This is a genomic window from Prevotella sp. P5-126 (assembly GCF_002251185.1).
In the GTDB taxonomy this organism is placed as follows: domain Bacteria; phylum Bacteroidota; class Bacteroidia; order Bacteroidales; family Bacteroidaceae; genus Prevotella.
Genome location: NZ_NPIZ01000082.1, coordinates 15477 through 27140 on the forward strand (window position 1 = coordinate 15477; position 11664 = coordinate 27140).

General features: G+C 43.9%; 12 protein-coding genes and 1 pseudogene. 1 reads left to right on the plus strand and 12 read right to left on the minus strand.

The genetic code is table 11. The features are described from left to right. From CIK90_RS09550 to CIK90_RS09560, 3 genes are all read right to left on the minus strand, one after another. Complete coding sequence (locus tag CIK90_RS09550) at nt 1–711, minus strand: L,D-transpeptidase (RefSeq protein ID WP_094389358.1); 711 nt, start codon at nt 709–711, stop codon at nt 1–3. Then, nucleotides 701–1729 (minus strand): SH3 domain-containing protein, encoded by a 1029-nt coding sequence (locus CIK90_RS09555; protein WP_144007492.1) that lies wholly within the window; start codon nt 1727–1729, stop codon nt 701–703. Before CIK90_RS09555 ends, CIK90_RS09550 begins: the two co-directional genes overlap by 11 nt. 274 nt (nt 1730–2003) lie before the next feature. Beyond that, nucleotides 2004–3197, minus strand: a complete 1194-nt coding sequence (locus CIK90_RS09560) for a site-specific integrase (RefSeq protein ID WP_094389368.1) — start codon at nt 3195–3197, stop codon at nt 2004–2006. 871 nt (nt 3198–4068) lie between these two features. Between CIK90_RS09560 and CIK90_RS14235 the strand changes: the two genes are divergently transcribed. Then, nucleotides 4069–4218, plus strand: a complete 150-nt coding sequence (locus tag CIK90_RS14235) for a hypothetical protein (RefSeq protein ID WP_158216054.1) — start codon at nt 4069–4071, stop codon at nt 4216–4218. Nucleotides 4219–4933: 715 nt separating this feature from the next. Here the strand turns inward: CIK90_RS14235 and CIK90_RS09575 are convergent. From CIK90_RS09575 to CIK90_RS09615, 9 genes and pseudogenes are all read right to left on the minus strand, one after another. Beyond that, nucleotides 4934–5371, minus strand: a complete 438-nt coding sequence (locus CIK90_RS09575; RefSeq protein WP_094465105.1) for a hypothetical protein — start codon at nt 5369–5371, stop codon at nt 4934–4936. Further along, on the minus strand, nt 5368–6030 hold the full coding sequence (locus CIK90_RS09580; protein ID WP_094389362.1) for a ParA family protein: 663 nt from the start codon (nt 6028–6030) through the stop codon (nt 5368–5370). The genes CIK90_RS09575 and CIK90_RS09580 overlap by 4 nt, the downstream gene beginning before the upstream one ends. Nucleotides 6031–6036: 6 nt before the next feature. Continuing rightward, nucleotides 6037–6201 (minus strand): annotated as a pseudogene (locus CIK90_RS14655) (hypothetical protein); the annotation flags it as partial. Nucleotides 6202–6466: 265 nt separating this feature from the next. Then, a complete protein-coding gene (locus tag CIK90_RS09590; protein WP_094465107.1) occupies nt 6467–6727 on the minus strand; it encodes a hypothetical protein in 261 nt (86 codons plus the stop codon). 12 nt (nt 6728–6739) lie between these two features. Beyond that, nucleotides 6740–7177 (minus strand): helix-turn-helix domain-containing protein, encoded by a 438-nt coding sequence (locus CIK90_RS09595; protein WP_094439998.1) that lies wholly within the window; start codon nt 7175–7177, stop codon nt 6740–6742. Between the two features lie 340 nt (nt 7178–7517). Continuing rightward, entirely contained in the window at nt 7518–8489 is a 972-nt protein-coding gene (locus CIK90_RS09600) for a hypothetical protein (protein WP_144007257.1), read from the minus strand. Between the two features lie 304 nt (nt 8490–8793). Then, nucleotides 8794–9957: a site-specific integrase gene (locus tag CIK90_RS09605; RefSeq protein ID WP_094440016.1), complete on the minus strand. Its 1164-nt coding sequence runs from the start codon at nt 9955–9957 to the stop codon at nt 8794–8796. A gap of 149 nt (nt 9958–10106) precedes the next feature. Next, nucleotides 10107–11081 carry a helix-turn-helix domain-containing protein gene (locus tag CIK90_RS09610; protein WP_094465109.1) on the minus strand — a complete coding sequence of 325 codons (975 nt, stop codon included), beginning with the start codon at nt 11079–11081 and terminating at the stop codon, nt 10107–10109. Nucleotides 11082–11453: 372 nt separating this feature from the next. Further along, a partial coding sequence (locus tag CIK90_RS09615) for a leucine-rich repeat domain-containing protein (RefSeq protein ID WP_094465111.1) occupies nt 11454–11664 on the minus strand: 211 nt, incomplete at its 5' end.

The following is an 11664-nucleotide window of genomic DNA, read 5'->3' on the forward strand; positions in this document are numbered from 1 at the left end:
TTATTCGTAGTTATCGATTATGTTTCCTTGGGGTTCTAATAATGGGTCTGCTGTTTTATCAACAGTTACGACATTGTCTTTCTCCTTATTTTTCTGCTCTTTATTTTTATCTATAGTTTCGTTTTTACCCTTTGCAGCTACTGTTTCTTGCTCGTAATCAAGGAATGACGATGTAACAATTACCATTGTTCCAGGGTAAATTAGATGAGCGAGCTCGGCTACATCTTCATTGTGAAGACGAATACATCCTTCTGTGGCTCGAGTACCAATAGACTCTGGATCATGAGTACCATGAATACCAATACCTTTGTGACCAGGAGTATCCAAACGGATAAAATACGGTCCATAAGCGCCAGGGATTGCACCTCTTCCATCGCCAAAATCATGGGTTCTGCCAGAAGCATCTTCTATGCCAGATACATAAAACATTCCTTCAGGCGTTTTCATATCACCAACTTTATATTTTTGGCCATAGTTTTTTCCACATGCAATTCCGTACTCTACAACCTTATTACCCTTATAGTCATATACTCGTAGTTTCATATCTTGCTTGGAAATTACTACAATTTTAGCCTCCGGGATTTTCTGTAGTTCCCCATTATAATAAAGGTATAGAGCAGCAAGCCCTCCAATTGGTATTAGGAAGGACACCGTATAGAGTAAAATTAAAGCCCAATTATGTTTTTTCTTCTGTCTGTGATTAATATGCATAATAATAAGCTACTCCATAATTTCCATTGCCGTAATTGTAAATATTCTCTATATAGCTTGCTGATGTTTCCTCTTCATAAACTAAGGATGAAGATTCATCGTCTGCAAAAGTGAATAATAGAAGTCGTTTATCTTGTGTGCTAATATTTGTAATGACCACAGCAAAGTCTGTGAATTTTGATGCAGAATTAGTCACGCGTGAAAAATATACACTATTAGGCTTTACGCCTTTAGCTCTTGTAAACACCTGCCATTGATTCTGGGAATTTGGTTGTACTTGTGGTACAATATTTGGTAAGTCGCTTTGTGCTATTTTACCAATATAATTATGCTCTTTAAAATAGTTTAATAATGCTCTTCTACATTTTACAGTTTCAATTATATCTCGGGATGAAGCATCTCCAAATATGCTATTCAATCTATAAAAGTCGGATTTCTCAACAATGAAATTTGAAGCAATAAAGCCTCTATTTCCATTAGCGTCTTTCACCTCGCTCCAATCTGCATCATAACTGTAGGTAATAAGTTCACTACCAAATGGTACAGAGCCTATCTTATTAAAATCCCCTCCAGATGATTTTGACGTTCTGATATTTGTTGCATTTGCAATAGTATAATACCTAGGCGCTTCCCTGTCTATCTTCTCTGGTAAATATACTTTTTGGTAATAGAACCATCCTCCTATTCCTGCGCATATAAGTAACACAATTAGTGGCACAACCCATATGAGAATAGAACGCTTGGTTGGCGCTTCTTCTAACAATGGGCTTTGCACTTGGCTTGTGCTTGCTTGGGCATATTGTTGTTCAGGAGTAGCCTGATAAGGTGACTGTTGATAATTTGGGGTGGTAGCATCGGGTTGCACAGGCTGTCTAGTCTGTCCGCCTAGCTGATTGTTTAGTTGAATTGTGAATCGATTTCCACAGACAGGACAAACATAATCAAGATTCACTATTCCCGAATATGCCTTCTCATTTATTTGTACGGGAACATTGCATTTTGGACATTTTGTTATCATTATATTGTAAAATGTTATTAGCCTTTTAGTAACATGGTCTCTGTCGAGTATAATACGTTCGTCTCTTTCTAAGAGATGGATATTTGGGTACAAAGGTACATTTTTTTTTGCAAATTCCACCTTATTATATAAAAAATTGCATTTTGACGCTCATTATTTCACTTTGTTTAGCAAATTGGCAAACAAAACTGTCAGAATTGTCGTATTTACAGGTGTTTCTAATATTCTACGTCTCTTAGAAAGAGATTGAGAATTTTGCTAAACAAATCCTTATTTACAGCAATCCCAATATCATCTTGTTTGCTTTATCGACCACCGACGTTTCTAATGACGCAAGGTAAATCTGTGTGGTTGCCTCAGAGTCATGTCCCATTCCTTCGCTGATGACAGATAGAGGCACATTTTCCGCCTTGGCTGCACTCGCCCATGAGTGACGAGCCACATACATGGTGAGTGGTCGCTGGAGTTTCAGCATCGTGGAAAGTTCCTTTAAGCGATAGTTGACCAGATGCAGGGCATTGTCAGATTGCCTCCGCTCATTGCCTTGCTCTTTGATGATAGGGAGTAGAAAGTCTGTTTTGTTTTCAGGGTATTTGGCAATGATTTCAGCCATACACTTCCCCCATTTGATGGTCAGTTCCTGACCTGTCTTTCGTCTTCGATAGGTCAGAATACCATTTTGTATGTCTGTCTTTCTGAGGTATGACATATCCACAAAGGACATTCCTCTTGTGTAAAAGCTGAACATAAACATATCACGAGCGAAGTCCAATGAAGGTTTCGTGGATAAGTCTAACACCTTTAGGGCTTTAATAGCCTTGATAGGTATAGCTCGTTTCACCGTCTTATCCACTCCTGTATAGGCATGACGAAAGGGATTGTTCTGCGGTGTTAATCCTTTTTCAACTGCACGATTATAGACAGCCCGAAGGTTACGCATATAGAACGATATGGTATTCATGCGAACACCTCTAGCTTTCAGGTGGGCTTCATACATGAGCATCATGTCAGAATTGATGTCGTCAAGTGGAACATCCTGCTCGTCTCGGAATGTCATAAAGCTATTAAGTGTGGCAGTATAGGTCTCGGACGTGCGTACTTTACCCAACTGTTTCAGTTGAGCTATGACACCATGCATAAAGGTAAAGAGGGAGGACTCCTTGGTCAGTTTATGGAACATGGTGATCACGTCGTCTGCCGTGAAGCGACGACGTTCCGTTTCCAACGAGCGGACGACCTTTTCAAGACGGGACACATCCCATGCCAGACGTTCTTGAATACCCAACAAGAGGTTTGAGCGGTTACCACTTACGATAACGCTTTCAGACTCAGCATCCCATTCCTCTGCAAAAACCTTGTAATCAGTATTCAGTTGACGGACTACTCGGTTGTGGATGATCTGAAAATAGAGACCTCCCTCCTTGCCATCCACCGTGGATGGCCTGAACTTTACCTTTATTGATGTCATATTCATACCCTAATTGCTTGCTTATTTATCTGGTCAGTTCCCCTTACATCGATAGATGGCTGGGGTATTAGGCTGCCCCTCCTTACTTTTGAGTGGACAGAGGCAAGCCTCTTCTGCATATCTGTCCAGGCATGATGTTGCCAGATATTTATCATTTTGAATACCGTGTTTCGAAGAACCATCAAAGTCATAGTAACCCTACAAGCTTGCTGTTTTATCTGGCTAGTTTCCCCGACATCGATAGTAGGTAGGGGTATTAGGCTACCCATCCTTACCGTCGAATGGCTAACGGAGCGAGCTCCGACGTGTCGGAAACGACTCTCGTAAGCCACGTAAAAATGCTGCGGATTTTATCATCATGCGACGCTTGCGTCGAACAGTGTTTTGAAAAAACGCTAAGCCTAATAAGAGTTAACAGAAATTAACTCGGTTCGGGAGTACAGATTCTGCTGCGCGGAGCAAGCTCGTTTGAAGTATGGGAAAGAAGTTGCCCTGGTATCATCTTGCTACCAGATTTCATTCGTGCAGATGACAGTCGCTTGAAGAGTTTTCATAGTCACTACAAACCCCATTGCTTGCAATTTTATCTGGTCTGTCTTCCAAGTCCCGAAGGAGGATTGGGGAATTAGGCTTCCCATGACTTTGAAAAAGTGGCATCGGCAAGCCGATTAGACTGACTGGATAAAATTGCCAGAGATTAATCGCTGCCATTCATGGCCGACCATGTGTGGGAACACCTTCATGCCAGATTCCATGACCTCTGCTTGCAGAATTATCTGGTCAAATCTCCGTCCGATGAAAATCGGAACGGGTAGTGAGCTTCCCGATACTGTAAAAATGTGGCACATGGGCAAGCCCAGTGCCCGTAGGTGTGAAAAATGACTATACAGGTGTGGACGGATGGCCTAGCCAGCGTGTAAGCCTCTACAAAGACTCGAAAATGGCTTTAGGAAGCGTCAAAATCCTTTCGTGGGTAATCACACCTCTGGGATGGCGAAAACCCGAATTTGGGCATTTCTGAGGCTTCTGTGGCTTCGGCTGCCTGAATGATAAGACATCGCATCGGTTTCAAGGCGAGGACATTTCCGACGGCCTACTGTCGCAAATCTTTGAAAGAAGGGAAAAGGAAAATGAGCATATGGGATAGTTTAGTGCCGAGAAATCTGCCGTGCATTTCCAGCCCATTGGCATAACAAGATTTGCTGCGCATTTAACCACATCTGCAAAATACCAAACATTGCGACTCTTGCCTTTGATTTGAATATCACCTATAGGGCTATACTCAATATAGAGTTATACAAATGGCAGCCACAAAAGAGATTGCAGAAACTCCGCTAATGTATAACCGTATATCTATATAAGGCTATACATTGCAAAGCCGTCGTGCCAAATGTAAAGCTATATGCCTATATCCCTGTACATTCATACATGCTATAACCCTATACATATATACCCTGTATAACCATATATGCCAATATCTCCTATAAGACTGTACAAACTATACACCTATACACAGTATATCCTTATACACGCTATAACACTATACGGATAATTAGCTATACTTGGGATATGCTAATACTGGATATACCCCTATACGTTGTGGATGTGCATATGCCTATAGGCTTATATTCTTCCATAGTGTATAGGTATGCCATCGTTATATGGCTATACAAAAAAAGCAGACACGGAACAACATTCAGTTCGGTGTCTGCACAAAAGGATAAACGGTGTTACAGTCAGAAGAGTTCTTCAGACTGCTGATGGGGTTCAATCTGGATAGGGCCATGTTTCTTCTCGTACTTGGCGATGCACTTGGTGAACATACTTTCAACGACCGCCCTGACGGTCAAGTGCTCCTGCCAGGCGATAGCCCTGACCTTTGCTATGAGGTCTTTGTCACAGATGCAAGAGAAGTGTCCGGCCTTATCGGCGGTCGAGCCATCGGTACTGTCATAACCCTTCCTCCTGCGCCCACGCTTGTGAACAGTCTTCTCCGCTGCATTTGATTCATGCTCTTCTTTTATGGTCTTTTGTCCAGAGTCTTCAGTGGGGGCAGTTATTGTTTGCTCTATGATGACAGGTGTATCTTCCTGCTTTGCCAGAGCCTCTGGCTTCTGTGGTGTTGAAAGCTTATTGCCGAAGATGCCACTGAAAGTATTGTCTGCTTCCATCATACATCACCTCCTTCCTGCAATTCATTGATAATGGGTTCAAAGGCATACTTGACTGCATTCCTTTGATAGATAGTCAGCGGAAGCAGCGTATTGTAGTCGCTAATGACCACGCTTCGCTTTATTCGTGGGGTTACTGTGCCATAAGCCTTCAGCTGCTCAATGGCCTTATCTCTTTCCTGCTGGAGGTGTTCACGCCTTTCCTCGACTGAAACAATGCCATTTGGGACGAAGAACATCTTCGCACCGAAGTGATCCTTGAATGTCTCACAGAACATCTGCGTGGCATCTAGGGTGTCGCTGTCATAGTGAATAGGCACCACTGCAATATCTGCATTGGAATAGATGACTTCGAGGTTCGGGTCAACGAGGTTGCCCGGACAGTCAATGATGACATCGTAAGGCAACTGCTTCAAGCCCTCCATGATTATTGCCACCTCTTCAGGAGCCCTGTCCCTGAGCGTGTTTATCTCCCAGGGCAGAGAGGCATCGGGATCCTGCTGTAGGTCACGCTTACGATGACGGAACAGGGACTGCTGAAGGTCGGCATCGACTACGGCAATGATTCTGCCGCTGTTAGCAAGGTAGGTGGCAAAGATACCACAAAGGGTTGTCTTGCCTACGCCTCCTTTTACGTTAGTGTATAATACAATCTTTCCCATAGTTGTTCAGATGATTAGTTGATAAACAAGTTCGTTGTCACTCGACAGGTTCGGCGTTACCTCGTTATCATGCTGCCAGCCAAGCAGACACTTGATGTCTGTCAGGGACGATACATTGCCCGTGCTTACCTTGACGAGTCCATCGGCCTCCAGTTCCTTCAGGAAACGGGTGACCGTACTGCGGTTGCAGTTCCATTCTCTGGCAAGTTCGGAATGCTAAGCACCTACCTGTCCCGTTTGTACGCTGTAGTCGATGCTACGCTTTGTCTGCGTGCCATCGGTTTCTGCGGCATGACGGAGTAGTGAGAAGAAACGGAACATCCTCTGTCTTGGCTTCAGGTCTTTGGCAAGATTGTCAATGTCCTGAAGCGACAGGGAAAGGATGAGCCGTGTTTCAGAATGAGAGTTCTCCATAGGCATACATATTTATATATGGTTATACATGGGCTCTTTCAGAACGAGGAACGCTGAGACCAGAGAGGTGCAAGGGAGCTTCCTCCCTTATCTCATCCCCGGACTTCACCTTCACGTTACGCATCCAGTCGAGCAAGGCACTCTTCTCAAAAAAGATCAGTTTGCCTGCTGGCTTATAGTATGGTATCTGGGAGAAGTGTGTCATCTTGTACTTCTTGCTGCGTAGATACTTCATCTGTTCCTCGGACAGAATGAAGCAGTAATGAATTTTTTGCTTGTTCATAATTGCTTGATTTTAGATTTTATCCCCGTCAAATGGTTTTGCAATAGGTTGACTTCGTCGAGCTAAACCTTCATCGTTCCAACTGGACTTGTTCGGCTTGCGTTTGTGCGATGCAAGGATGGCAGCGTTCTGCTCCTCATCCGTCAGAGGAATGGGATTCTTGCGGTTCGCTTCAAGCCACTTGTCAATCTCATCAAGGTAGATTACCCATCGCTTGCCTGGCTTGCTGCCTGGGATTTCCCTGTTTGCAAGTTTCTGGTAGATGGTCGCAAGCGGAATGTTGGTGTACTCGGCAACCTGCTCTGGCGTGACAGGGCGGTGTCTGTTCTCTCGCTGCTGAGTTGGTCTGTTCTGAAGGTTCAGCAGTAACGCCTTCATGCCCGATACTTCATCCCGAAGTTCGGCAACGACCTGCGGAAGGTCATTGAACGTTAATTCCTTATTTGTCATTTTACAACACGATCCTTTAGTGGAATCGTGCTGCAAAGGAACCCCGTTACGAATCGGAGGGCAAGCCACTTTTTAATAACAGGTGCATCACGAAACAATCACGCAGTTGAGCCTTCTTTTTGGCTGTTATTTGTGGATAAAACAAGATTTTGAAGCGGATTTTGACAATATCGAACATGTAAGTATAATGAATGACAATTGGGATTTCAACAATATTTTGGGTGAGATTTCAGCGCAAAAGGACATAGGCACATCAGGACCACACCAAAGTTTGGCTTCTGATGTGACTCCAATATGTGATGTCTATGTATTGATATAGGAGAGGTGAGAAAGATTATCTTCAGTCTTTCTCTATGCCCAGTTGTGAAGGAATATGGAATAGCAGTCCGTCTGCACCCTGGATGTCACAATGTATCTGGTCGCTGTTGGATGTGACTGTCAGGTTCCTGAGTGTGCTATGCGACAATGGCTCCCCACTGGCTGTTACGCACAATGAAGCAAAACGGCGTTCGATATAACAGGCACAATCATCGTTGCTGTAAACCTTGCCTTTGCCAAGTCCCAACCTTATGGCAATGCTCCATACCAGATGACGGACATCGAAGCTGCTCAGCTTTGTCTTGAATCTCTTCCACTCAACCTCAGGGCGGTAGTTGTGATCCATTGCGAATCTCAAAAGGTCTGTACAGAACTCGTTCATGTCTTCCTCATAGACAAAAGGAGACATGATGTATAGAAGGTATTCATGAATGGTGTCCAGTTTTTTCTTCTGGCTTTCTGCCTGACTCTGATAAAAGTCATCAATACCTTGCTGGTAGGTCGAACTGGCAGAAGCAGCCGAAACAGTGAATGCCTCATTGTCGGGATGATTGGCTTCTTCCGATATGACTTTGGAATCTGTAGCTATTGTCTTCTCAGCTATCTCCTCGACCACCTCAGCATTGCAGACACTCTCAGTTCCATTTGACTCAGCAACCATAGGCATTGCCTCCAAAAGAAAAACAGGTGCTTGCCCATCGTCTTCGTGAGGATTGCTATTCTCCATAGTAACCTTGTCCTTGTTTTTCCTCGTCTGCACCATACCCACGAAAGCATACTGCACAGCCATGTACATTGACCATAGGATTATTACAATCATCAGGTAGATGATAGATACAGGAACGATGCCATCGGGCAGGTTTGAGTCAGCCCATTGGCAAAGTGGAATTGAAAGAAGAAGAACTGCAACTCCCGGCAGTATTCTTGTGGAGATCCATTCGAGTCGGACGGATGCCTCACGTGAAGTGATTGAAGATGGTGAATCTATTTTCATTGTCTTTATGTGTTATTGTTCGTTGTTTCAGAAAATGCGCTGCAAAGTTAAGAAGAATTTTGCTTATGACGTATCGTCTTTTCGTCTGTAGGCCAATGATTTATGTTTATTTGTGAATCATACTTGAAGTGAGTATGATTTTCACACTTGTCCTTTTCCTCCTTTTTCACAGTTATTTAATTGCTTTGCAAAGGTATAACGAAAAATGAGAGCCAATCGTGTTGGTTCTCATTTTTCCATGTGTTTGACCTGAAAATAGTATCTTTGGTTTCATTTCTCGAAGAAATAGAACCAACAAATAGGTTTAGCCCTGCCCGACGACTTTCAGTTGCGGAGTTATCTTTGGCTTCAAGGTGATACGATTGACCGACTCGCGTTTGCTCTCGTCAGCCATGTTCGCATAGATCTGAGTGGTTTCCACGTTCTTGTGTCCGAGCATGTGCTGGACGGTATAGATACCTGTACCTGCATCAACCTGCAAAGAGCCGAAAGTATGTCGGGCACAATGGAAGGTGATGTGTTTGGTGATACCCGCTGCCTTCAGCCAGTTCTTCAAGGTAGTACCTGTCATCTTGTCCTTGAAGTTTGGGAAGACTTTTGCATCGGGTTCGTGTCCTCCGTCATAGAAGCCAATGAGTTCAAGAGCCTCTTCGCTGACAGGATTGTTCACAAGCTGCTGAGTCTTCTGCATACGCACTGTGATATACATGCCTCCATCTCCGTATGGTTGAATCTTCTTCCATGTCAGCGCCTTGATGTCGCTCTTTCTGAGTCCAGTGAGGCAGGAGAAGAGAAAGGCTTTCTTCAACACTGGTTCCTTGCAGTCGGTGTTAGCAAGCTTTACGAGTTCCGGCTGTGAGAGGTGTTCCTTCTCCGTAGGGATGGTGTCAATCCTGTCAAGGAAGCCATTTGGATTCTCCTTGATCTTGTGGTCACGGTAGGCAGTGTGGAGCACGGCACGGAAGGTTGACCAGTAGCCTGCAATGGTGTTGGTGTGCAGTTTCTGCTTCTTGTGGATGGTCTGTGGAGCGGTATAAAGGTACTCCTTGAACTTGTTGCAGAGGTCAACGTCTATTTCACCAAAGGTGCATTTCCCTTCGCAGAAGGTTTCGAAATGCTTATAGACGTTCTGCCATTTGGTGTTCCTGGCATCGGCCTTCTTCTTGAACCATGCGAGGAAGCTGCCTTTTTCCTTCTCTCTGTCGAAGAAGTCGTAGCGTTCATTTACGATACTCTCATAGCGTCGGCAGCGCAGTGCCTCGGCTTTCTCAGTCATGCGCTCGTTGTAGTCTTTCTCGCGCTGGTTCTTGGGCTTGGCAAAGATGTAGATGCCAAGTGACTCATGTCGCTGTACCTTCATGGTTGACTCGTCCCTGTAGCCGGGATAGTAGTCAAGGTAGAAGCTCAGTTGCGTACCTTTCTTTATCTTACGTGTACGCAGGGTTACTGTCTTGCAAATGTTACTCATACTTGTATGAAATTTGTTTTGTTGATAATCGAAGGCTATGCGTCTCATAGCGAGTGCAAAGTAACTGCATGATGAAAGTGTGACCAACTTACCCTTTCATAACTCATGGATAATTGTACTTTCACGCAGTTGATGCTTATTATTGGGCATTATTGGAGCCTGTAAGCCCCGAATTGTGCAAGTCTGCTTGCCATTATTCGGTCTAATTCCTCCTTGACAATGAGGTTCTGGACTCCGACTTTCACCTTAGTGAGATTGTTTGTCTTGACGATAACACAGATGTTGCTCTTGGTCATGCCGTACTTTCTGGCAGCTTCGGCAGTAGTGTAATAGTCATCACTCGCCTTCAAATCAGGATGATATATCTCATCCAGATGTATCTTTGAATAATAGGTCTTGCCATATTCTCGCTTGGTGGGAATATGGCGACGGTAGGCTTGGGTGCGCAAGGATTCCTTGGTCGTGGAATAGAGTGTTTCTGCCTCATCCGTTGTGAGCCACTCTGTCAAGGCTTCAATCTCGGCAGTCACTCCGAAGAGTGCATCCATGTGCTTGCGGCTATAATAGTTTTTGCCTGCAATCTTGCACACAGGTATGTTGTTTCTCTTGGCTGAAACATAGAGCCAAGACTTCTTTACCTTGTAGGTTGCCATAACGTCCTCGCCAGAGATGTATTCAAGTGGTTCGACAAGTCTCATTGGTGATTCGTCAATCTGATTCTTGTCCTTTCTCGACGAAAGAGAAGAAGAAGTTTTGCACGGCTTGTTTGTTGGAGTGCCTGGCAAGACTCTATGATAAGGATTGCCTGCAAGCATCTTCTCGATGTCTGCCTTGCGAACGAATGCCATCCGGCTGCTGATTCGTGATGCAGGTAGTTTACCCTCGTTTACCAACTTGTAAACGTACTGACGGGAGCATCCCATGAGGATGGCAGCCTTGGAGAATGTGAGATACTCCTGGCTGGCGATGTCTATAACAGGCTGGACTGCCTTCAAAAAGTCCTGTTGTTTCTTCTTGCGCTGAGCCTTTGCCGCCTCGGCGCAATGTTCTGAACAATACCTCTGCGAACCGCTGTTACAAGTGAACTCCTTTCCACAGAAGGCGCATTTTCTTGTCTTTCTCATTTGACTCCTTTTTATGTGGTTTTACAATCAATTTCTTGCAAACCGCCACGGAGTGAACTTTCGTCAATCATTGACAATCCTTGTCAACCCATTCCACGATGTCACGTTCTTCAAATGAGGTCACTTCCTTACTCTTTTCCCTCTCGTTAATCTGTCAACTGTTGTCCACTCTTGTCAACCTTTGTCAACTCTGTCCACGAGATGGCAAAATAAAAGCCCTCAAAATTCTCCGCGGTAGAAATGCGTTGCAAAGATAAGCGGATTTTTGAGAACCACCAAAAAGCAAGCCCGAAGTGTTAAAATCTAAAAGTAGTTGATATACAAAGGTTTATCTCTATATATTTTTCATTGTTTATAGTTGTTTAGAGGTATCTAAATACATCCACAAAAAGCGCCTTCTCCTATTTCAGTAAGGGTATCAGGTAATTTTATTTCTTTCAAATTAGCACAACCACAAAATGCAGCATTTCCTATACAAGTAAGTCCGTTTGGCGATATTATAGATTCTATTTTTGAAATATAGAACGCATTGTCACCTATTATTTTTGTTCCGTTATAAACCGTGTAACACTTTAATCCCATT

What these genes read in the sequence shown, in the direction of transcription:
- CIK90_RS09610 (WP_094465109.1), bottom strand. Translation starts at nt 11,081, where the DNA reads ATGAGAAAGACAAGAAAATGCGCCTTCTGTGGAAAGGAGTTCACTTGT.
- CIK90_RS09605 (WP_094440016.1), bottom strand. Translation starts at nt 9,957, where the DNA reads ATGAGTAACATTTGCAAGACAGTAACCCTGCGTACACGTAAGATAAAG.
- CIK90_RS09560 (WP_094389368.1), bottom strand. Translation starts at nt 3,197, where the DNA reads ATGACATCAATAAAGGTAAAGTTCAGGCCATCCACGGTGGATGGCAAG.
- CIK90_RS09600 (WP_144007257.1), bottom strand. Translation starts at nt 8,489, where the DNA reads ATGAAAATAGATTCACCATCTTCAATCACTTCACGTGAGGCATCCGTC.
- CIK90_RS09595 (WP_094439998.1), bottom strand. Translation starts at nt 7,177, where the DNA reads ATGACAAATAAGGAATTAACGTTCAATGACCTTCCGCAGGTCGTTGCC.
- CIK90_RS09580 (WP_094389362.1), bottom strand. Translation starts at nt 6,030, where the DNA reads ATGGGAAAGATTGTATTATACACTAACGTAAAAGGAGGCGTAGGCAAG.
- CIK90_RS09575 (WP_094465105.1), bottom strand. Translation starts at nt 5,371, where the DNA reads ATGATGGAAGCAGACAATACTTTCAGTGGCATCTTCGGCAATAAGCTT.
- CIK90_RS09550 (WP_094389358.1), bottom strand. Translation starts at nt 711, where the DNA reads ATGCATATTAATCACAGACAGAAGAAAAAACATAATTGGGCTTTAATT.
- CIK90_RS09590 (WP_094465107.1), bottom strand. Translation starts at nt 6,727, where the DNA reads ATGAACAAGCAAAAAATTCATTACTGCTTCATTCTGTCCGAGGAACAG.
- CIK90_RS09555 (WP_144007492.1), bottom strand. Translation starts at nt 1,729, where the DNA reads ATGATAACAAAATGTCCAAAATGCAATGTTCCCGTACAAATAAATGAG.